This window comes from Infirmifilum tikiterense (assembly GCF_054696565.1).
This window is the reverse complement of record NZ_CP182482.1, coordinates 336603-357771: the sequence shown is the minus strand read 5'-3', so window position 1 is coordinate 357771 and position 21169 is coordinate 336603. Positions and strand designations below refer to the sequence as shown.

The following is a 21169-nucleotide window of genomic DNA, read 5'->3' as shown; positions in this document are numbered from 1 at the left end:
AGAGCTCTAAGAGAACCTATCGGAAATTTCCCTGAACCTCTGCGAGAGCTTCCGAAGCTCGATATCAATTCTCTCGACTCTCTCTTGATACTCTTTCTTCTCGAGCCTTCCAACCCTATAATCTCTTTCAGTCCTCTCGAGTTCACTAAGTTTCTCTCGTATGAGAGCACTAACTGACTGAAGTTCAGCGGCTATCCTCCGCCCCTCATCACCAAGCTGACCTAAAATTTTTGCAACCTCGGTTTCGAGCGAGGCGTCCTTCTTCTCATATTCTCGAATCGCAGACGTAATCCTGGCTGTTCCGGCCCGCCTCTCCCTTAAACCACGCAGGTGCTCTATTGTCGAAAGCAACAGCTCTTCCCGACGCGAGAGGTTCCTTTGTAGCTTCTCAAGGAATTCGCGGGGGAGAGCCGTCTGCTCGAGGACTTTTTTCTTAGCTTTCTCAACGGGTCTGTGTTGCAACCGGGTAAGCGCATAGATGCCACCTCCAACCGCGGCAATCAAGATGACAAACAGAATAGCCGTGTACCCTGAAGACTGTTGCTGGAGTGAAATACCGGTTACTGGAATGCTTGGATACGTGTCCGGTAAGAAGAGAGGGCCGACTGGTTTAAGTAAATAGCAGTGCATCGCGTTCTCAACGCTTTCCTCTGCTACAAACTCCATCGGTAGATCTAAAGTTCCCCTGATGCATACCTTAACGCGGTAATTCGTGACCGTTGCCCCCCACCCAAGGAATGCATTTATGCTTGAAGACTGGCTCACGTGATACCTTAAGGTCAAGGTCGTTCGTTGTCCTCTCATCTGCACAGATGAAATTAGGTTCAGCATCACAAGCGTGGAGTTAGAGTAATTGTATGTTCTCCAGTAAGTGGCAGGGTAGGGACCGAGTACTCCGGATGCGCCGTCGAACGTGTAGCCTTTCGGGAGGTTCAGTGAAAGCGTTGATATTGGGTAGTTTGAGAGTGCCACTATCTCTATGGAGTCAAGGAATACGAATCTCCCAGGCTCTATGAGGATAGTCCTGTTGAGCTCCGCTATTTGCCCCACCGGGATCTGATAAATAGGAGCCTCGCCTTTGACGATGTCCAGTGAGCTCGGAGAGGCCGTGAGATTGTAGTTAACCTGAGAGCCCGTCACTTTTCCCAGCGTGGAGTTAAGGGTGACTCCTGATGCAAACGACGCTACTCCTGTTACATTCGTTACGTATCCTAGAGGGCTGAGCGGAACGGGAAAGCTAACCTCTATTTTTTGATCCGTAGTGTTGATGGCACTGAACACAAAAGTGAAGTTGACTCTGCTGACAGGAGTCTGGAACTTGAACGAGACTATGTTCCCGTCCTTAACGCCTATTACTGGAGGCTGTGAGGGGGGCCGTGCAAGTCCCAAAACCAGTTTATCCGTAACGCCTGACAGGTTGAAGGAGATATACGTAACGGGGTTTTGGAGCTCTAAGCTATAGAATACCAGACCATACCCGTACTCTAGTCTGGCAGTAACGGTGGCCTTCGCCGGAGGCATCGCCTGTGAAGTCGCGTACTGGGATATCGCAAGTACCGTGAGAACCAGCAGAGCGATACATCTGGCACTCAGGGTCACTTTACTCAAGCCAACCCCCTGCACCTTACTTCTACACGAAATTTATTAGTTTCGCAAAAATGCATCCTGGCACTCTTTCACCTCCAAACCTTCGCGAGGTTACGACAGTGCCCTCTTATGATATTCAAGCGGACAGCTTCTGGAGCAGGTGTTGTTTTTATTACGCCTTTTGTAACGCTTACAAGAAGTGCGTCGACATGAAGGTATTCATAGAGACTTATGGATGCTGGCTCAACAAAGGAGAGAGCGATATAATGAGGACGTTGCTGTTGCGTGCCGGCCACGTCTTCGTGGAGTCACCCGAGGTAGCGGACGTAGTTGTGGTAAATACGTGTGCCGTTAGGGGTGATACTGAGGTTAAAATGTTCAGGAGGCTAAGGGAGCTGGAGGAGTTGAGGAAGAAGCTGGGCTTTAAGCTGGTCGTTGCAGGCTGCCTTGTGAATGTTCGACCAAAGTCCATATTATCGATCGCGCCTGAAGCTAGTCTCATAGAACCGGATTCTCTTGAAAAGATAGTAGAGGTTGTTCAAAACAGCGGGCAAGTTCTCGAGCTTAGAACTTACCCCCGTGCAAGAACCACACTACCTGAGCACCGGGGAGGAGTAACCTATGTTCTACCGGTCCAGTCGGGTTGCCTGGGGTCCTGCGCGTTCTGCATAGAATGGGTGACGAGAGGATTTGGTGTGAAAAGCTACCCTGTGGAAGCTATCATCGAGGCCGTTAGAGACGCAGTGAGAAAGGGGGCCAAGGAAGTTTACCTGGTGGGGCAGGACCTAGCGGCGTACGGCTACGACCTAGGCACGAACCTTGCAGGTCTAGTGAGGAGAGTACTTGAGGAGGTTGACGGCGAGTACAGGATCAGAATAGGAATGATGGAGCCCATGTTACTTTCCAAGCAACTCGACGCCCTCGTAGACTTGATGCACGACGGCAGGGTCTACAGGTACTTCCACATACCAGTGCAGGCAGGAGATGATCGCGTTTTAAGGTTGATGAATCGCAAGTACACCGTCCGCGAGTACAAATCGTTGATCCAGAGAATACGCTCCGCCGGGTTTACTTCTAGCGTGGCGACGGATATCATAGTTGGCTTTCCGGGCGAAGACGAAGAGGCCTTTAAAAACACATTGAGACTAATAGAGGACGTTAAATTTGATAAAGTCCACGTGGCCAGGTACACCTTAAGGCCATTCACAAAGGGATACGTTATGAAGGGTGTTCCAGAGCCTGTGAAAAAGGAGAGAAGCAGGATCGCCTCTGAGGTATCACTGCGAGTAGCTTACGAGGTGAATAAAGAGTACGTGGGACGCCTCTCCGACGTTCTGGTAAACTCAGTATCAGCAAAGGGGGATTTTGTTGGTAGAACCATCGAGTACAAGCCCGTGATCCTCAGGGGCTATGATCTCAAGCTGGGTGAGACAGTTAAGGTGAAGATAAGGGAGGCCACCTCGCTAGCTCTCATAGGAGATATCGTAGATTAAACCTCAATAACTTGGTTTCGGAAAGGAGAGGGCTAAGCCCAGCTCAGTAGGTACTTCCTTTGCTCCTCGGTGAGCCTCTCGATCTTCACGCCCAAGGACTTAAGCTTCAATGAGGCTATCTTGCGGTCAATACTCTTTGGAAGCTTGTATACCTTCTTGTCCAGCCCGGTGCCTTTCTCAACCAGTAGTTTAACTGCTAACGCCTGGTTCCCGAACGAAAGGTCCATCACCTCGCTGGGGTGACCTTCGGCGGCAGCCAGGTTCACGAGCCTGCCCTCGGCTATAAGGTAAAGCCTTCTGCCGTTTGGTAGAGTGTACTCTTCAACGTGCTCGTTTATCCTCCTCTTACCTGTCGCGATCTTCTCGAGATCGCGCACAGAGATCTCAACGTTGAAGTGTCCGGCGTTAGCGAGAAGAGCTCCATCCTTCATGTGCAAAAAGTGGTCGGCTCGTACGACGTCGGTATTACCGGTTGCGGTGATGAACAGGTCTCCCATAGTCGCTGCTGTGGCCATATCCGCAACGTTGAAGCCTTCGTAGTACGCTTCAAGCGCTTTTATGGGATCCACCTCAACTACTGTCACCCTCGCTCCCATGCCCCGCGCTCTCCACGCAATGCCTCTTCCAACCCACCCGTACCCCACAACGACTACGTTCTTACCAGCCAGCAGGATATTTGTGGCTCTGAGTATTCCGTCGATCGACGACTGCCCGGTTCCAAACCTGTTGTCAAACATGAACTTAGTGAGTGAATCATTCACGGCGATGACGGGGTAGAGGAGTTTCCCCTCCTTCTCCAAAGCCCTTAGCCTTATAACACCTGTGGTCGTCTCCTCAGTGCCTCCCCGTACTCTTCTGGCAAGACCCGGGTTTAAGATGCTAGACCCTATCTCGTAGTCCAGCCCACCCTTCTCACCGAGAGCGATCTTATGTAGCATTACAGTTAAGTCTCCTCCATCATCCATAGTGATGTCGGGCTCGATGGATGCCGCGGACGCGATAGCCTCAAAGTACTCTCTCTCACTCATGCCACGCCAAGCGTAAACATGAATGCCTTCTTGAACAAGGTAGGCAGCCACGTGATCCTGCGTGGATAGAGGGTTTGAAGCCGAAAGAGCAACCTCAGCCCCGGCGTCTCGGAGCGTCAACATGAGGACAGCTGTCTCTTTCGTAACGTGCATACAGGCGGCGACTCTGACTCTCTTCAAGGGGCTTTCGCGCGAAAACCTCTCTCTTATGAGCCTTAGGACCGGCATCTGCCGCTCAGCCCACTCAACGGCGAGCCTGCCTTTGTCAGCCAAAGATAGGTCACGAATCCTACACTCGGGCACCAAATATCACCCTCCAGCAAGAAGGGCATCTGCCAAAAAAACTTAATGCGAGTGAGTTAAAGGAGTGCCTCGTCGAGGTACCTAGCGCACTGGCAACGTCTCTCAGCGGGTATTCTAGGTATGAGATCCACCAGTAGTCTCCTAACCTTCTCAGTGTTCTCAGCCATGACGCGTGCCACCTCGTGAGCGGTGACAGGTTTCTCAGCCCACACATCGTAATCTGTGACCATAGCGATGTTGAGGAAGCACATTCGGGCCTCGCGAGCTAGGTTAACTTCAGGGACCAGCGTCATCCCGATAATGTCCGCACCGAAGCTTCTCCACAGCCTGGACTCAGCCCGAGTGCTAAATCTAGGTCCCTCAATGCACACGTAGGTTCCTTTATCGTGTACTCTTATACCCAGCCTTCGAGCGGACTCTATGCATAACGAGCGGAGCTCCGGGCAGAATGGATCAGCCATAGATACGTGGGCGACCACAGGACCGTCGTAGAAGGTGAGTTCGCGCCTCTTCGTCATATCAATAAATTGGTCTGTACACACGAAGTCTCCAGGTTTGTAGTCCTCACGTAAGCTTCCAACCGCTGAGACAGAGATTAGCCTCTCTACACCAAGCTCTTTGAGGGCCCAGATATTGGCGCGGTAGTTGATCATGTGGGGCGGGATGCTGTGCCTTTTCCCGTGGCGGGGGAGAAAAGCGACCTTTACTCCCTTAATCTCACCAACCATGATTTCCGAAGAGGGGGCTCCGTAGGGGGTGTGCATCTTGTACTCTTGGACGTTCTCGAGGAAGTCTGGAGAGTAAAGACCAGATCCTCCGATTATACCTATTTTTACTCGAGGAGGTGCTTGTGACACAAGAAGTCAATTCTCAAGGCCGTATAAAACTTTTGGCAGTTTTTACAGATGTATGTTAATTTTATCATCTGAAGAGGCTGTAATTCCCAGCATCTCTTTAACGTGCTCAGAAAACTCCTTCCTGAAGCCGCAAACAGGGATGACCACTTGGGGCTCACTCGCGGTCACGTACTCTACGAGTTGCCGGAAGTCCCCGTGGCTACTCAGCGGAACCCCCGTCTTAACCGCCCAACCAGTGAGCGATAGTGTGAAAACTTTCTTCGGGAACTTTCGTGAAAGTCGCGCTACAAGGGGGAATCCCTGCTTAGGTGTGTTGCTGATAGCGTAGCGCCCGAGTATCTCACCGAACTCCTCGTATACTTCATTGTACTTCGCGATCTCTGACTCCACGATGACAGGTATATGGGTGGACATGCTCAATAAAGCAGTTACCTCTTGGGCTACACCAAGCCTCCTTGCTTTTAACACGATTTCATCATCCTCTCTCTCCTTTAAAATCGAGATGATCTTAGCGTAGATCTCTTTTCTTTCTGGAAAAACGTAATCAGGGCTACCGTATGTCGCGTCGATCAGCACAACGTCTCCCTTTAGGGGCTTAGCCGGCTGGAGGACGATGCGTCTCTCGAGGTTAAAATCCCCCGTGTACACTACCGTCAGATCACCGATCACTACTCGGAATTGGAGGCTGCCGATAATATGTCCTGAGTGAAAAGCCTCAATGCTTAAACCTTCAACTTCCAGCGTTTCACCCGGGTTAACCTCGATAATGTTTTTCAGCCTGCGAGCAGGGTCTATGATCCTTCTGGTTGCCGGGCTCATGAGTATATGGGTTTTCTGGGAGAGCTTTCGTAAAACGCTCGGCGAGTAATGATCCTGATGCGCGTGCGAGACGAGGGTTACGGCTGGCTTGCCCGTTGGAAGCGTGAGGGGGTCAAAAGCGATACTTAATGAGTTATAGCCGAGAAAAACCCCTTTACTAACGATTACTTCTAGAGTTCTCATCGAATAACCTTTATCCTGTCTGCCTCCACGACCAGCCTGCCGCTTCGAGCAAGTCTCTCGAGTGCGAGTCTGTAGTACCGTTCCCCGACATCTATCCCGTACCAATCCTTGAAAGCCTCTACGAGCTCGTTGTATGTCCACTCGGTTTTTCCGGATTTAGTACTTTCGGAGATTATTTTCTCGAAGAAGTTAGTGGTGTCCTCCGCACGCGTCCAGGGATACTGGTACCATACCCACTCTTTAACCTCGTCGACATAGTAGTCCGGCTTGATCTTAGCCACGCTGCTGATCCACTGCATTACGGCCACTCTCAGCTCCGCGGGCGAGTACTTTCTTTCTATATGCTCGCGGGCCACGATGATAGAGTCCCCGGTATCGCATATGTCGTCTACTAGCAAAACCCTCTTACCCTTTAAATCGGCCTCAAACCCGTACTTCACATGGGCTACAGCGGTGATCTCTGCGGCCCTGCCCCAGTGAAGAACCTGGACACTGACCAGATCGTTTACGTCAAGGAAGTCACAGAGAAGGCGTGCGGGCACGTAGCCCCCTCGCGCTATCGAAACAACAACATCCGGCTTCCAACCGCTCCTCTCTATCATGCGCGCGAGCTCATAAGTCCAGTTCAGGATCTCATCCCAGCTAACCAGCTTCGTGTTAACTCGGGGCACGATAACCTCTACATGGCGACGTTACTTAAAACTTTGTCTCGACCGCGCCTGGCCTCATCTGCCCCCTTCACTGATTCGAGGGCCCCCTAGGGTCATGGGTCCCCTTGCGGGGTGGCCGCATTCTAGCGGCCTTCAGCCCGCGTCGCCGCGGGCACATACCCTCCTCGCGCCGCGCGCGGCACCCGGCGGGCGGCCGTGGGGCCGTGCCGGGAACTGGGGCCGGGGCCTGCTGGCCTTTCTCTGGTGCCGTGGGTCGGGGCTCTAGGGTGCTGACTGAGCCAGCTCTGCAGTGCTTCGAGGTGCTTTTCTGCTCTGCAGGCCTTTAGGAAGAGCTTCGCGGCGTTGTAGCACGCTGCCCAGTCCCTAGTCCACTCCAAGCCGCACTTGGGGCAGCGGTAGTACCTCCTCCTTACCTCTACGCCCCAGGTTCCGCACCTGGGACACTGCCTGCCCGAGACGTTGTTCTCCGGCTCGAACCACCTAGCGCCCTCGTAGAGCACTAGGTTCTCCAGCCGCCTCGCGATTCTCAGCAATGTTCGCTGTAGCTGTGAGCCATTCAGGGACTCGGCTTGCGGTACGTCCGCGATGACTACAACGGTATAGCCCTGGTCCCTGAGCTTCCTGATCAATTCTCTCATCTCCTTGAGCACGCCTCTAATCCAATCGTCGTTGAGCTTCTTCACTTTCCTCGACGCCTGTCTTGTTATTCTCTCAGCGCGCTCCGGAGTCATGTTCACCTTCGCCCTGAGCCTCTCAGCGAGCCTCAAGGCCTCCTCCACCGCTGGGCCTCTCCCCTCTCTCTGCAACTCTTCGACGTCCCTCCTTTCCCTAAACCTTTTGGCGGCCTGCTCCCATATCTTAACCTTAGAGTAGCTACGCATAACGGCCGCGAGGAGCCTCAGCAACGTGGTGTTGGGCGGCTTAAGCACGCGTTGCACCAAGAGCCTGGCTTCGCCGTCGAACGTGAAGGCAAGAAGGTAGAGCCCGTGATTCGAGTTCACGTCCAACGTTATCACCGCGAGTCTGTCGTTGCCGTTCCACCACGCCTGCTTGACCGCACGGCGCGCAACAAGGCGTAGCCTGCCTTTAGCCGTTAGTTGTAGCGTAAGCTTAACGTCCTCGAAGCGCTGGACGTCCTCTAGCACCGCTCTAACCAATGAAGGCTTCAGCCTTATCGTAATGTCAGCGCTGGGAACGCGGAGCTCGCCCCTGGAGGTGTCCAACACCGCAACGGCGCTACTGGCGCCGTGAAGCCTACCGCCATTGTTAACCACCCTGACGAGTAGCGGTACTGGTGGCGGGGTGAACCTGTTGCGCCTCTTAGACTTCCGCCTCGCTTCCGCAACTGTCTTCCACATCTCCACGGCGTACCAGAAGAAGCCCTTCGGCAACCCAGCAAGCCTCGAGGCCTCCTCGATTAATTCTTTGCTGAATCTCTCTGGCTCCTTTCTGAAGGCGTCGCCGTGCTTCTCTTTAAGGCTCTTGCACGCCTCCTTGACTGCACCCGACAGCCTCACGTAGAGCCGCTGAAGACTCTGCCTCACCTCCCCGTTGGTCTTGACCCGCCAAACCCTGTAGGTATCGATGGATTCCTTGCCGTTCCCCTTACCGTTACTCTTCTCACCCATGCCATCACCCCTTTTTACTGGGGGACCGGTGTGAGCCGCGGCCCCCATCCGCCCCCACTCCCCCCTAAACACTAGCGCGCTGGAGGCGGTGCAGCCTAGGTGCCCGGGGCCCGCTGACATGATTCGAGCTGCTTTGCCCCTCCCGCCCACTTTCTTTTCCCCGAGAGTGCAGGCGCCTCGCAGCGGGGCGCCAGTTTTCTCGGGGAAGCACCCTGGCCCGCGCCGCTGAAGCCGGCTCACCCCTTCACCGGCCAATGCCTTCGGCGGCGGGCCTCATTCTTCCCTGCGCAGAGGGGGTTAATATTCATTCCGATGATTACGCCGAAAGTATAACATTGTTACACTTTTGTCGAAGGCTGGCTGCCTCTCCAGGGCCTACGGCTACGTCAGGAAGGCCAGAATATGCAGCCACGTAGCTACGGTGATGCTGTGGCGGAGGCAGCTGAGGCCCCGCGCCGGATGAGCCTCAAGGCGGTATCGCCGCACGCCACCTCCTCGCTGCTGTAGCCGAGCAACGCGAGGAGGCCGCAGGCGCGCTCCGTCAGGTAGACGTAGCGGGTGTTGCCCACCACCGCCTCCCTGACGAAGCCAGCTGAGCGCAGCCTCTCGAGGACGCTAGCTATGTGCCTGGTGTTTCGGGTGCCGAACGCCCTGCTGAGGGGCTTCGGCTCGCGGAGGCGCCACAGCGTTTTTGCGAGACCGGTCAGCTCGAGCCACCTGGCCACGCTCTCCCAGACCTCCCTTTCTACCTCGACTATCAAGGTTAAACGCGAAAGAGGGGTTATAAGCGTTCACACAAGCTGTGCCGATAGGAGCCGAGGAGGCGTATAGGGAGGAGGCGTATAGGTGTTGCTCGAACACCCTCTCACAATTCCTCTCCAGCCCGATGGAAGCAAGGGAAAACACGGATCGAACACGGGAAGAATCTAGGGAGAAGCTAAAAGGTAGCATTGCTACGAAGGGCAATGAATTGTGTAGGAGTGCGGTGTAGCACCCCAAATTATAATTACGGTCTTCTGTGTTCACTATTTCCGTGGAGCCCACGCCTGAGCACGATCAATGTGCGAAAACCAAAGCCGTGTTACTGGGGAACAGAGTAGTTGTATTCGATCGCGAAGCTGCGAACTCTCTCTACTTTAAGGGAGGTTTTTACGGTCGCTTCTTCACCGTGCCAAAGCCTAAAACACCCGATGTTAAGAAGGAGCTTGAGCTCTCTCTTTTCGACGCGGTTTACCTGGCAGAGCAAGGTTGTCTGGACATTTATAGCGCGAGTGGAGAGGCGCTTCGCGTAGATGAGCTGAAGCGTCTCGCGATGGATGCCTACGAGAATTTTGGAGATGCTTATGCCGTGTACAGGGATTTAAGGAGTAGAGGGTATGTGGTGAAATCAGGCATGAAATTCGGATCCACGTTTGCAGTGTACAAGCTAGGACCTGGTATTGACCACGCACCTTTCCTTGTGCACGTCCTCGACTACCATAGTAAGCTGGATCCCTTGGAAATTATCCGTGCGGGTAGGCTCTCGCACTCTGTGAAGAAGAAGTTTATACTCGCCTATAGGGATCCCGTTGACGGGACGATAAGGTACTTTGTGTTCAAGTGGTTTATGTAGATCCACCTGAAACAAAAGCGTAGCAAGAGGACTTCACTGCTCGATGGGCTTCAGGAGGTAGCAGGTTGCAGGCGAGCTTAACCCGTTTAACCTAAATTTAATAATCACGACGCTCATGCTCATGAACGTGGTCGTTCAGCTGGGTGTTGTTGGAAAACCCAATACAGGAAAATCGACATTTTTTGCCGCAGCTACCCTTATTGATGTTAAGAGAGCGCCATACCCCTTCACCACGATAAATCCCAACATCGGTATTGGGTACGTTAAGGTAAAGTGCGTCTGTAAGGAGCTCGGTGTCAAAGATAATCCTCGCAACTCGATTTGCATCGACGGATGGCGTTTTGCTCCAGTCGAGCTCATCGACGTCGCTGGGCTGGTTCCAGGTGCGTGGGAGGGCAGGGGTCTGGGAAACATGTTTTTAGACCATTTACGGCGCGCCCCAGTCCTTCTCCACGTGATCGACGCCGCCGGTGCAACGGACGAGGAAGGGCGCCCGGTCAAGCCCGGCACTCACGACCCGCTGGAGGACGTTGCATTTCTCGAAAGGGAAATCACGATGTGGATGTTCCAGATCGTGTACAGGGATTGGGAAAGGATATCGAAGCTCATAGACCTGCATAAGCGGTACGATGAGCTCTACTCAAGGTTTAGCGGGCTTGGCATAGAGCCTGACGTTGTGCGGAGCGCGGTGGATGAGCTCGGGCTTCAGGGCAAGAAGGCTTCGTCTTGGACTAGAGAGGATATCCTGCGTCTTACAGAGCTCGTTCGAGAGAAGGCAAAGCCCATTGTTTTGGTTGCGAACAAGGCGGATCTCGACCCAGCTGAAGATAATATAAAGAGGATGCGCGAAGAGCTAGGCTCAAGGTACAAAATCATCCCCGCAAGTGCCGAAGCAGAGCTAGCTTTAAAGAAGGCGGCGAAAGCGGGGCTTATAGAGTACATACCGGGGGAGGGGGATTTCAAGGTGGTCGGTGGACTCAGGCCTGAGCAGGAGAAAGCTCTTGAGTACATCAGGGAGAAAGTGCTGAAGCGCTGGGGTAGCACAGGCGTTCAGGAAGCGCTGGACACAGCCGTCTTCGATGTTCTAGGAATGATCGCCGTCTTTCCCGTTGAGAATGAGAAAAAGTTCTCAGATCATCAGGGCAACGTGTTGCCGGACGTTTTTATAGTGCCTGGAAAGACCACTGCAAGAGAACTTGCATATATCATACACACGGAGCTCGGCAAAAGGTTTGTCTCAGCTGTGGATGCTAGAAGCGGGAGACGCATAGGCTCGGATGAAAAACTTTCACACCGGATGGTGATTAAGATAATCGCTAGAGCTTAGGTGGTAACGTATTGTTACTGGAGTTAAAAAACGTCTACTACAGGTACCCGGACAGTGACGGCTGGATTTTAAGGAACATAAATCTCGAGGCCAACGCGGGAGAATTCATTCTACTGCTCGGTCCGAGCGGGTGTGGGAAAAGCACTCTCGCAAGGATACTCAACGGCTTAATTCCCAACTTCTATGGGGGAGAGCTTGTTGGTCACGTCAGCATCAAGGGTTTGGACCCGCGAAAAACACCGACATACGAGCTAGCCAAGCATGTGGGATTTGTTTTTCAAAACCCTGAGAACCAGCTTTTCTTCACGTCGGTGGAGCGGGAGATAGCTTTTGGCTTGGAAAACGCGGGTCTTCCTCCAGAGGAGATACGCAGAAGAGTGGAAAATGTCCTTAGGGAGTATGGACTCTGGGAGCTCAGGAACAGGTCTCCCTTTGAGCTGAGCGGGGGTCAACAGCAACGAGTCGCTCTTGCCTCGGTTATGGTGCTGGAGCCCGAGATTCTGGTTCTCGATGAACCGACGGCGAATCTAGACCCCCTAACGGCACTGAAGGTCTTGGGTTTGGTGAAAAAGAAGGTTCAATCTTCCCGCGTACTCGCGCTAGTCATTGAGCACAGGCTGGAAGTAGCTCTGCCTTTTGCCGACCGTGTTGTCGTAATGAATGAAGGAGAGGTAGTGTTCACAGGTAGACCGCTCGAAGGAGTAAAGAAATACGGGTACATTACAGGTAAGCCCTTTATCGTCAAATTTATCGAGAAGCTGGAGGAGTACGGGTTGCAAATAAACCCCAAGCTTTTAACACCTGAGCACGTGGCCGCTGAGGCTCGTAAAAAAGTTGCAGGGTGAGGCTCGTGGAGCCGGTAATTAAGGTTGAAGATGTTTACTATAAGTACCCTGATGGCGCGGAGGCCTTGAAAGGCGTCAACCTATCTATTGCCAGCGGAGAATTCGTTGCGATAATGGGTGAAAACGGCGCAGGTAAGACAACGCTTATCAAGCACTTTAACGGTGTCCTGAAGCCCACAGGGGGGAGGGTTCTCGTAAAGGGAATGGACACCCGTTTTCACTCGGTTGCAGAGCTCTCAAGGATCGTGGGCCTTGTCTTTCAGAACCCAGATCACCAGCTGTTTGGGGAAACTGTTTTTGACGAGGTGGCTTTTGCTCTGAAAAACTTCAACTTTCCGAGAGATGTTATAGAGCGCAGAGCAGAGTGGGCTTTAAAGGTGATGGAGCTATACCGGTACAAGGACAGGTCCCCCTATAGCTTAAGCGTTGGGGAGCGTAAACGACTGGCCATAGCCGCTGTTTTGGCTTATGACCCCGAAATACTCGTCCTAGATGAGCCAACGGCTGGTCAGGACTACGTGCAAAAAGAGAAGATATCGGAGATGCTAAATCTACTTAGAACTATGGGGAAAACTGTCGTTATCGTTACACATGACGTTGAGTTCGTAGTGGAACACGTAAACAGGATAGCCGTGATGTCTGATGGAAAAATCTTAGCCTCCGCGTCACCCCGGGAGATCCTATCCAATTATACGCTCCTAAGACGGTCTCACCTTCTACCCCCACAATCGGTGCGGCTTGCAAGAGTGTTACTCGGTGAGAACTACCTGAAGGTCGACTTTTACAGGCTGGATAACCTTATCAGGGCTATAGTCGAGGAGGGAGAGCCGTGGAGGCGCTAAGGGCCTTCCGATCCATCAAGAAAGACTCTGCTCTTGATAGATTGGATCCTCGCACGAGGCTGGTATTTTCTTTTACAGTTGCGGCATTGTCTCTGATAACGCTGAGCGTGCAGCGGCAACTAATCCTATTTGGAACAGTCGTGCTGGCCGCTCTCTTAGCGAAAAGGCTCAAGCTCATGCTGGAGGGTGTGAAGGGGATTCTACCGCTAGCCGGTGCAATATTTTTCTTAAACTGGCTTACAGCCATGCACGAGGGGATTCTACAGCCTCTAGCTATGACCTTGCGCTTTCTCGTCCTGACAGCTGCCTTCTCTGTATTCTTCCTGACCACTCCTCCTGATGAGTTAGCGCTAGCTCTTGAGGAGATGCGCCTCCCCCGGGACTACTCGCTACTAATAACAATGTCGTTCCGATTCGTTCCCACTCTTGCTCAGGACGTGCAGATCGTAATAGATGCTCTTAGAAGTCGGGGTCTAGAGCTCGAAAAAGGTGGTTTTACCACGCGTATAAGGAATTACGTTTACTTGATGGTGCCGCTGGTGGTATTCGAGGTAAGACGTAGCCTCATGATAGCCGAGGCTTTAGAGGCTAGGGGTTTCGGAGCTCGGACTAAGCCAACTAGGATGGTGAAGCTAAAGCTCACAAGAAATGATGTGCTCGCGCTCTTTTTAATCGCTTCATTTGCGGTGCTGTTTCTCGTAATGTCTTAGGTGCCGCTATGAAAGTCTTAGCCTTCGGAGATGTCCACGCACCGGAGTATCTGCCGCTCCTCCTCTCGTCGCTAAAACGCCTGAGCGCAACCGAGGTCTCGGCCGTCCTGATAGCTGGCGATGTAGTCAAGAAGGGAAACTACAGGATGTGCGCGCCGGTGCAGGACGCCTTGCGGAGAGCTTTGCCGAATGCCTCAATAGTGGCTGTTTTCGGCAACGAGGACTACCCCGACGTACGGGAAAAGATGAGGGAGGAGTGCCAAGAGGTTATCTGGCTGGATGACGACTACGTAAGGCTTCCACTGGAGAAAGAGCTAGTCGTTGTGGGTACAACCGGTGCGCTTGATAAACCTACGAGGTGGCAACTGGAGCATGTGCCGAACGTCCATGAGCTTTACGCTAGTAGACTGAAAAAGATCGCGGAGCTCATCTCACAGCATGCTGGAAAAGAGCTGACAGTACTGTTAACACACTACCCACCGAGGTGCCGCACTCTGGTAGGTGAAAAGGAAGAGTTCTGGGAGGAGATGTCTAGCAAGAAGCTCTCAGAAGTCGTGAGGAAACACCCTGTCGACGCCGTCGTGCACGGACACCTTCACGAGAGCAAAATCCACTCTGACTTCATTGGACAGACGCCAGTTTATAACGTCGCTCTCCCGGCGATAAAACAAGTGAGGATAATCGAGGTGAGACCCATAGGTTTAGTGGGTTTTATGTGACGGTTCTACCTTTACGTGAGCACTACTCCTTTTCTGCCCCACGGTCCCTTAAACTCTTCGTCACCTTTATCGGCCTCGGGGTCGCCCCACGGGGCTACGCATCACCCATTGCAGGCCTGCCCCACGAGGGGCTTCCGGGGAGTAGTAGCCAGCGGCCGCCACACCTCGCCGGCAGGAGCAGCCAACCGCGGGCCGGGCCCGGTGTTGCTAGGCACTTAGTTTTTTCCTCAATCTTAAGCAGGAGAACCTAGTTCAGCAATCGAAGGTTAATTCACCGCTCGATCGCGAGCTGTTTCATCATCGCCTAATCCACGACGCTCTTCCAAAAAGTTTTCTGGCCATGACAACAGAAATAAAGATTGAGTGTCTGTTGTTTAGAATCGTGAGTGTTCGTTTCTCCGCTTGGAGCCTAAAGGGGTTGACCGGTGACGATCTTAGAGTGCTAACGTCAATCGAGAGAGGTATGATAAACCACGAGTACGTGGATGTTGAACTTATAGCTTCTATTTCGGGCCTTGCGAAAGATTACGTGGAGGTGGTTCTTAAAAAGCTGAACAAACTAGGCCTTGTCCAGAGATACAGGGGTAGCTTCACGGGCTATATCTTAACTAGCCGCGGCTACGACTGCTTAGCCTTTAATGCTCTCGTTAAGAGAGGGACCATAGTGGCTATCTCGGAGACTCCAGTTGGAGAGGGTAAGGAATCGGAAGTATACCTCGGTAAAACCTCGGGTGAGAGGATCGTTGCAGTCAAAGTTCACCGGGCTGGTAGAACTAGCTTTAGAGGCGCGAAGAGGGTGAGGGGATATGTCGCAGATAAGAGGCACTTTTCGTGGCTATATCTCTCAAGGCTGGCTGCACGTAACGAGTATGAGGCTCTCAAAATACTGTGGAGGGAGCGTGTTGCTGTGCCTGAACCAGTTGACTGGAACCGGCACGTAGTTGTCACAGAGTACGTAGAAGGGGTAGAGCTCTCAGAAGTCCCTCCATTGAGTGAGCCTATATTGACTCTGGAAAAGATTCTTGCTGAGGTTGAGAAAGCTTACAAAGCCGGTGAGGTTCACGGAGATTTAAACGAGTACAATGTGATAGTGACTAAGGGCGAAGATATTAAGTTGCTCGACTGGCCTCAGTGGGTCTCGTCGGCGCATCCCAATGCAGCATTCTACCTTAAAAGGGACATCGAGAACATAGTCAACTTCTTCACGAGAAAGTATGGACTACGGTTGAACAAGGAGCTTTATCTAAGTAACATCTTCACCCGCTTAGGGCTAGTTGCGTAATGCACTCTTTGTAACAACAGAGGTCGCGAAAACGCTCTGGTAGTTGGTCCTGCCGTAATGATTAATATCGCGAAGTTTAGTAGTAAGGAGCGGGGGTGTCGATACTTCGCAGGGTAGTGGGTCTTGACATAGTACCTGGCTCCTCGCCCCAGGCCGGTGAGCCATTATTCGCCCTCGCCTTAGTAGAGGAGGGACGAGTTACGCTGAGGATGGAACGGGTACCTCTAAGCGAAGTGTTGGCCCTGGTGGGGGAGAGAGGAGTTGAGGCGATTGCGGTAGATAACATTTACGAGCTAGCTGGGGACTTTCGAGGAATTGCTGAAGTCTTGAGAAGAGTTCCCGGGAAAACTCCGAGGCTAGTAGAGGTCACGAGGCTCGGAGACGAGGTTGTGAGCGTTGAGGCTCTTTGCGTGTTGACAGGATTATGTAGAGGAAAGTTGAGTCCTGTGGAAACAGCAGAGCTTCTAGCGGTTCTCGCAAGCAGGGGGATAGGCTCAGAGGTCCTGGTTTTCGAGGAGGAGACACGAATACGCGTTGGACGTGGAAGGGTTCCTGGGCAGGGGGGGATGAGCAGGGAGCGGTATAAGCGTAACATCGAGCAGCTTGTCAAAAGGAAGGTTGCGGAGATACTCGAGAAGCTGGACAAGGCAGGGATAGACTACGATCTCTTCGTGAGAAAAGGAGGCTGGGGAGTGGTTGGGGCAACTTTCGTGGTTTACGCTCCCCGCGAGAGGCTCAACGGCCTCGTGAAGCCAGAGTCTGGCCACGACATTTTTGTTGAGATATCGCCGGTAAGGCGTGAGAGTATCGAGTACAGACCACTAGGAGCTACGCCGAAACGCAGCGCTAGGAGCGAGCGTTACACGATTGTGGGGGTAGATCCAGGAATGACGACAGGTGTGGCCATCCTAGATTTTAGCGGAAGTATCGTGAGCGTGTTCTCAAGGAGGTTGCTTAGCAGGGGTCAGCTAGTAAAGCTACTTTTAGATTTCGGGCATCCCGCAGTAATAGCCAGTGATGTGTCCCCTGCACCCGCTTACGTTAAGAAACTTGCGTCTCAGCTCGGTGCTCTTCTGTTTACACCGCAGCGTAGCTTGAGCGTCGATGAGAAAAGAAGGCTCACGTCTGGCTATCCGCAAGTTGAGAATTCACACCAGAGGGATGCTCTCGCCGCCGCGCTCAAAGCCTTCAACGAGTATCGCGAGAAGTTCGACGCCGTTGAACAGGAGGCCAGCAAATATGGCCTCTCTATTCCGCTAGATAAAGCTAAGCTTCAAGTCGTTAAAGGCCTCCCCGTCTCTCTTGCCGTTAAGGAAGCGGCGAAGGAGTACCTCCAGCTATCAACCAAGGAGGAGCTAGCACTCCAGGACATAGCCCAGGGAGGAGCCGAGGAGCAGCTAAGGTTTTACCGAAAGCTAGCTGAAAGGTTGCTTCAGGAGAATAAAGCTCTTACCCTTGAACTGAGGGAGGCTACGAAGAGGGTAAGCGAGCTAGAGTTGACCCTTAAAAAGCTGCTTTCCGTCCGTAAAACCCTCGGCGCAGATGCAGAGAAGGTGAAGCTTGACTCTAGGGTAGAACAGTTACAGAGGGAAGCCTCGCACCTGAAGGCGAAGCTTCAACAGTTAGAAGATAGGGTGTCCGAGTTGGAGCGGATCCTTCTTGGTATGGCTTTCAGCAAGTATAGGCTTGCCATAAAGCTTTCGTGGCTTGTGGAAAAAACCAGAGAAAACGAAGGAACTCTACAGGAGCTCTCGGACAATATAGTATTTATCGATAAGAGCTACCCCCTAGAACTTGTACAAGACCTTGTTTTTAAAACCTTAAAGGCTAAGGATTTTCAAAGCTCGGTGATTGTTGTTACGAGAAGCTCGAAAGAAGCGGAGACTTTAAGGAGAGCGATACCCCCTGAGGCTCAGGTAATATCTCTCGAGGATATCGCGCAGTATTTTGACATAGGCCCGATAGTTGCCTTTGAAAGCAAAGAGCTCGCTAACGCGTTGACGCGTCGAACTCAGGGGGATATCTCTAAAATAAAAGGCATACTCGAGGAGTATAGGCGAGAAAGGCTGAGGCTGCTCAAGGATTTAAAAGAGAGTAACCTCTCCGCGTAGAACCTTCTCCCAGAGTCTATTAATTCCGTCGAGGTGGTCGGCCAATATTTCCTCTGCTTGGTGCTTTACACGTGAAATAGCCGCCTCATCAGCATTAATCGCAATGTATGCCAGGAGGGGCTCGTTTATTGGTTTTCCAATTTGGCTAATTAGTTTTATGTAAACTTCTCTTATGTGGTCAAGCTGTGCTATCTCCTGAGATGCGTTAAACGCTACGATGTTATACAATTTCCCAATGTGACTTATGGGGTTCTTACCGGCGGTCGCCTCTAGAGACATAGGTCTGAAGGGTGTTATAAGCCCATTCGCCCTGTTTCCCCTGCCTGTTGCTCCATCGTCTCCATGCTCAGCCGATGTGCCAGTAACGACAAGGTACAGCCCCCCTCTGTCACCTTTACTGGGGTCATCTCCTGTATTCACGTAAACTTCGACTTTGCGCTCAGTTATCTCTGAAGCTTTCTCTAAGACAAGTTTCCGGATCTCCTTTTTCACGTCTAGATACTCCTCTGTTGATCTCACGTGTCTCGAGACTATTGCAGCTGCTATAGTTAAGTGAATGGTATCGCCTTTCCTCACCCCCATAACTTTTATGTCTTCGCCAACCGCTGGTACCTCTTTCTTCACTTTCGGAGAGTTTAGCAGTCGTTCTGTCTCGAAAACCAGTTTCTCTGTCTCTGATAGTGGTGCGTACCCGATCCCCATAGACGTGTCGTTCGCACCCGGGTAAGACTGCGCACGTTGGTATATGTCGACCAGGTCTACGGATCCTTTCCCAATCCTATAATCAACTATCACGTGATGATCAGGGTCAAGATACCGAATGTTTGTTTTAATCCACTCGCGCGTTGCCTTCAGCACAAGGGGTCCAACGGGTACGGGAACACGCGTACCATCGGCCTCAACAACATCTGTTGTCGCTCTGCCAGAAACCAGGATGTAGATCGGCTGTAGCACTTCCCCCCCTCCAAATCTAGGTGAAGATTGTCCTCCTACGACTAGAACTTTATCTAAGTTGTGGTGCAAGATGCGGCCAAACTTCTCCAGGTAGTACTTTGATAGCTCGCGGCTTGCAGCCTCGGATATGGAGTCTGCAATGAAGTCAGGGTGTCCGGTACCTTTTCTCTCTACGATTTCAACTGGTAAGAGATCCGGTGGAATGTACGTCGATTTCTCAACTACTATATTTTTCTGCGCCATCAGGTGCTCTAGGGAATCGTATTGCTTTTATGATTTTCCCATAATTACTGGCAGTAATTTACCTTACAGTCAGTAATTTATCTTACTCTTCCTCTTCTTCCGTCGTGCTCTGATTTGGAGGTGCTTCGGGCTGTTTCGGCTGGTCAGGCTCAAAGAAAGTGACTTTGTCGGGCTCTGTTGACACGAACAGCAGGTTGCTGCCTCTGATAAACACATCTCCTAGAATTGCTACCACCTTGTTGGTCTCCGTGACTTCTTTGGTCTCGGATAATACGATGTTCATTGAGGGATCGATGACTTTCAGCTTTCCCATGTACTCGGAGCCATCTTTCAGCTTTATGAGCACGCTTTTACCGCTGTAGCTTCTCAAGTAGTCGATGGGATGCACCGCTCTATACTGGGCTTTCGAGGTCTGCGTCACGCTCTAGCCCATACAGCGTCACTATAAATATTCTTTGTGTTGCTCCGAAACCAGTTTAGTCAGAGACTTCAGATGAAAGGGAATCAGAGAGCGCGCTCGCTGATTGTATTGAGTTTCTCGAACAACGGTTACCGACTTCTGCAGGTGACACCGGGGGTTTAACAGGCGTGCTCTCACTCTCTTGCGAGTCGGTGATCAAGGCTAGCGGAAAGCTTGGGCTTGCGAATAGACAAGCCGACAAGCCTAGTATTGGCCGCTAACGCGTCTTTAAGGATCAGGCTCTACGAGCTGGCTTGTGTAGGCTAAAATTATATACCTTGGGCTCGCAGGGACATATGACGTGTCTTTAAAGAATAATGATGTAAAGCAGGATTCGCGTAACTCTACACGACCCAAGTGTAGGAAATGCGGAAGTGAAGATGTTATAGCTAAAATTGACGGCGAGTATTACTGCGCAAAGTGCGGGATGAAAATAGTTTTAGAGCACTCGCGGAAAATTGTCGAGAGCTATGAAAGGAGGTATTTAGGTTAATCTCCGCCCTTGTGCCTACTAGCTTCGTGGCGCTTTTTGAGGAGCCTTTCCCTTTGCTTCTTCTTCCACTTATAGTGGTGTGTGTATCTATACTTGACGGACTGAAGCCCTCTTCCTCTTCTACCCGCTGAGGTTTTTCCTTTGAAGACCCTGGAAACATCTCTTTTCGCTAAAAGGATTTTGGGAAGCTTCGGTTCAGGTAGAGGGGCACCGCTCTCGAGAGCCTTCTTTAAATTAATCAGATACTCTCTCAAGGCCTTGATGTTTTCCTCATGAGTTGTCTTTCTGCGAGTGTCCACGTATATTCCGAGAAGCCGCGCCTCGCGCTCGGTCAAGTTCAGTGCTTTAATTTCACTGAGACTGAAGCCTCTACCTTCTCTGTAGGGTCTTGAGAGCACCCCCCCGTATCTTCGCAGAGGTACCGAGTTTACTTGAGCCTGCGACGGGGAAGGGGTTTGCGTCTCTCCTGCCATAGGAACCCGGGAGATCTCATTCAGGTTTGGAATAAAAACATTTCCACTTGAGTGTTCCTAGGTTCAAGGTCGATGTGCTGACGTAACGAAAATGGGTGAGGCTGAAAAATCCGTAAACTTTATCGGTGGCCTTATTGGAGTTCCATCAAGTGTTTCCGCGCTCTGTGTACAAGCAATCCTACGATAACCAAGCCTCCTACGAGGCTTATAGGCAAGGTTATCGGCATCACTGCCTTGGCGGAAGCGATGGAGTAATCTTCAACGGCTCTCCGAATGTAGTATACGAGTAGGAGTGAAGCCACAGAAACCAAGAGGAAGGCTAATGCGGCGTAGGTGTGCAGGCCGATGGGTCCTGAAAAGAAGATGTAGATTGGGGGTAGCAGAGTGATGACTGTGTTGATAAGTAAAGCGCGTGTAAGGAGGCTTGAAGCCCTCTTGACAGCATCCTCCCGTTTAATAAACATCTAAACCGCCACCGCTTACACTTCGTCCGGCTTAAAAACAATTACTGCACGGTCCCACAAGCATT

At 51.9% G+C, this 21169-nt stretch carries 21 protein-coding genes; 10 read left to right on the top strand and 11 right to left on the bottom strand.

Annotated elements, in window-relative coordinates:
* Positions 1-6: 6 nt before the first annotated feature.
* Entirely contained in the window at positions 7-1608 is a 1602-nt protein-coding gene (locus tag ACNO7C_RS01985; RefSeq protein WP_460025346.1) for a hypothetical protein, read from the bottom strand.
* Between the two features lie 188 nt (positions 1609-1796).
* On the opposite strand from ACNO7C_RS01985, the gene ACNO7C_RS01980 reads away from it, so the two are divergent.
* Positions 1797-3080, top strand: a complete 1284-nt coding sequence (locus ACNO7C_RS01980) for a tRNA (N(6)-L-threonylcarbamoyladenosine(37)-C(2))-methylthiotransferase (protein WP_460025345.1) — start codon at positions 1797-1799, stop codon at positions 3078-3080.
* 32 nt (positions 3081-3112) lie between these two features.
* Here the strand turns inward: ACNO7C_RS01980 and ahcY are convergent, their stop codons facing one another.
* From ahcY to ACNO7C_RS01950, 6 genes are all read right to left on the bottom strand, one after another.
* Positions 3113-4411: an adenosylhomocysteinase gene (ahcY, locus tag ACNO7C_RS01975; RefSeq protein WP_460025344.1), complete on the bottom strand. Its 1299-nt coding sequence runs from the start codon at positions 4409-4411 to the stop codon at positions 3113-3115.
* A 56-nt stretch (positions 4412-4467) separates the two neighbouring features.
* A complete protein-coding gene (locus ACNO7C_RS01970) occupies positions 4468-5268 on the bottom strand; it encodes an S-methyl-5'-thioadenosine phosphorylase (protein WP_460025343.1) in 801 nt (266 codons plus the stop codon).
* Positions 5269-5310: 42 nt separating this feature from the next.
* Positions 5311-6270 carry an MBL fold metallo-hydrolase gene (locus ACNO7C_RS01965; RefSeq protein ID WP_460025342.1) on the bottom strand — a complete coding sequence of 320 codons (960 nt, stop codon included), beginning with the start codon at positions 6268-6270 and terminating at the stop codon, positions 5311-5313.
* Positions 6267-6941, bottom strand: coding sequence for a phosphoribosyltransferase (locus ACNO7C_RS01960; protein WP_460025341.1), 675 nt, complete (start codon positions 6939-6941; stop codon positions 6267-6269). Before ACNO7C_RS01960 ends, ACNO7C_RS01965 begins: the two co-directional genes overlap by 4 nt.
* A 122-nt stretch (positions 6942-7063) precedes the next feature.
* Entirely contained in the window at positions 7064-8569 is a 1506-nt protein-coding gene (locus ACNO7C_RS01955; protein ID WP_460025340.1) for a zinc ribbon domain-containing protein, read from the bottom strand.
* Positions 8570-8985: 416 nt separating this feature from the next.
* Positions 8986-9330, bottom strand: a complete 345-nt coding sequence (locus ACNO7C_RS01950; RefSeq protein ID WP_460025339.1) for a hypothetical protein — start codon at positions 9328-9330, stop codon at positions 8986-8988.
* A gap of 272 nt (positions 9331-9602) precedes the next feature.
* Between ACNO7C_RS01950 and endA the strand changes: the two genes are divergently transcribed.
* From endA to ACNO7C_RS01910, 8 genes are all read left to right on the top strand, one after another.
* Positions 9603-10181 carry a tRNA-intron lyase gene (endA, locus tag ACNO7C_RS01945; RefSeq protein ID WP_460025338.1) on the top strand — a complete coding sequence of 193 codons (579 nt, stop codon included), beginning with the start codon at positions 9603-9605 and terminating at the stop codon, positions 10179-10181.
* Between the two features lie 115 nt (positions 10182-10296).
* Positions 10297-11508, top strand: a complete 1212-nt coding sequence (locus tag ACNO7C_RS01940) for a redox-regulated ATPase YchF (RefSeq protein ID WP_460025337.1) — start codon at positions 10297-10299, stop codon at positions 11506-11508.
* An 11-nt stretch (positions 11509-11519) separates the two neighbouring features.
* On the top strand, positions 11520-12353 hold the full coding sequence (locus ACNO7C_RS01935) for an energy-coupling factor ABC transporter ATP-binding protein (protein ID WP_460025336.1): 834 nt from the start codon (positions 11520-11522) through the stop codon (positions 12351-12353).
* 5 nt (positions 12354-12358) lie between these two features.
* A complete protein-coding gene (locus tag ACNO7C_RS01930) occupies positions 12359-13195 on the top strand; it encodes an energy-coupling factor ABC transporter ATP-binding protein (protein ID WP_460025335.1) in 837 nt (278 codons plus the stop codon).
* Positions 13183-13905: an energy-coupling factor transporter transmembrane component T family protein gene (locus ACNO7C_RS01925; protein WP_460025334.1), complete on the top strand. Its 723-nt coding sequence runs from the start codon at positions 13183-13185 to the stop codon at positions 13903-13905. The genes ACNO7C_RS01930 and ACNO7C_RS01925 overlap by 13 nt, the downstream gene beginning before the upstream one ends.
* 8 nt (positions 13906-13913) lie before the next feature.
* Complete coding sequence (locus ACNO7C_RS01920; protein ID WP_460025333.1) at positions 13914-14624, top strand: metallophosphoesterase family protein; 711 nt, start codon at positions 13914-13916, stop codon at positions 14622-14624.
* 340 nt (positions 14625-14964) lie between these two features.
* On the top strand, positions 14965-15906 hold the full coding sequence (locus ACNO7C_RS01915; RefSeq protein ID WP_460025332.1) for a lipopolysaccharide core heptose(II) kinase RfaY: 942 nt from the start codon (positions 14965-14967) through the stop codon (positions 15904-15906).
* Between the two features lie 95 nt (positions 15907-16001).
* A complete protein-coding gene (locus ACNO7C_RS01910; RefSeq protein WP_460025331.1) occupies positions 16002-18017 on the top strand; it encodes a DUF460 domain-containing protein in 2016 nt (671 codons plus the stop codon).
* Here ACNO7C_RS01910 and ACNO7C_RS01905 read toward each other — a convergent pair.
* Positions 17991-19214: a methionine adenosyltransferase gene (locus ACNO7C_RS01905; protein ID WP_460025330.1), complete on the bottom strand. Its 1224-nt coding sequence runs from the start codon at positions 19212-19214 to the stop codon at positions 17991-17993. The genes ACNO7C_RS01910 and ACNO7C_RS01905 overlap by 27 nt on opposite strands.
* 82 nt (positions 19215-19296) lie before the next feature.
* Positions 19297-19635, bottom strand: a complete 339-nt coding sequence (locus tag ACNO7C_RS01900) for a U6 snRNA-associated Sm-like protein LSm6 (protein WP_460025329.1) — start codon at positions 19633-19635, stop codon at positions 19297-19299.
* A 340-nt stretch (positions 19636-19975) separates the two neighbouring features.
* Here ACNO7C_RS01900 and ACNO7C_RS01895 point away from each other — a divergent pair, with 340 nt between their 5' ends.
* Positions 19976-20167, top strand: a complete 192-nt coding sequence (locus tag ACNO7C_RS01895; RefSeq protein WP_460025328.1) for a TFIIB-type zinc finger domain-containing protein — start codon at positions 19976-19978, stop codon at positions 20165-20167.
* Here ACNO7C_RS01895 and ACNO7C_RS01890 read toward each other — a convergent pair.
* On the bottom strand, positions 20164-20640 hold the full coding sequence (locus ACNO7C_RS01890) for a ribosomal protein L13e (protein WP_460025327.1): 477 nt from the start codon (positions 20638-20640) through the stop codon (positions 20164-20166). The two genes, ACNO7C_RS01895 and ACNO7C_RS01890, sit on opposite strands and share 4 nt — an antisense overlap.
* A 131-nt stretch (positions 20641-20771) precedes the next feature.
* On the bottom strand, positions 20772-21104 hold the full coding sequence (locus ACNO7C_RS01885; RefSeq protein ID WP_460025326.1) for a hypothetical protein: 333 nt from the start codon (positions 21102-21104) through the stop codon (positions 20772-20774).
* Between the last annotated feature and the right edge of the window lie 65 nt (positions 21105-21169).

Coding starts and splice junctions, on each gene's coding strand:
- ACNO7C_RS01980 (WP_460025345.1), top strand. CDS start 1,797: ATGAAGGTATTCATAGAGACTTATGGATGCTGGCTCAACAAAGGAGAG.
- ACNO7C_RS01965 (WP_460025342.1), bottom strand. CDS start 6,270: ATGAGAACTCTAGAAGTAATCGTTAGTAAAGGGGTTTTTCTCGGCTAT.
- ACNO7C_RS01955 (WP_460025340.1), bottom strand. CDS start 8,569: ATGGGTGAGAAGAGTAACGGTAAGGGGAACGGCAAGGAATCCATCGAT.
- ACNO7C_RS01940 (WP_460025337.1), top strand. CDS start 10,297: ATGCTCATGAACGTGGTCGTTCAGCTGGGTGTTGTTGGAAAACCCAAT.
- ACNO7C_RS01920 (WP_460025333.1), top strand. CDS start 13,914: ATGAAAGTCTTAGCCTTCGGAGATGTCCACGCACCGGAGTATCTGCCG.
- ACNO7C_RS01915 (WP_460025332.1), top strand. CDS start 14,965: ATGACAACAGAAATAAAGATTGAGTGTCTGTTGTTTAGAATCGTGAGT.
- ACNO7C_RS01905 (WP_460025330.1), bottom strand. CDS start 19,214: ATGGCGCAGAAAAATATAGTAGTTGAGAAATCGACGTACATTCCACCG.
- ACNO7C_RS01890 (WP_460025327.1), bottom strand. CDS start 20,640: ATGGCAGGAGAGACGCAAACCCCTTCCCCGTCGCAGGCTCAAGTAAAC.
- ACNO7C_RS01885 (WP_460025326.1), bottom strand. CDS start 21,104: ATGTTTATTAAACGGGAGGATGCTGTCAAGAGGGCTTCAAGCCTCCTT.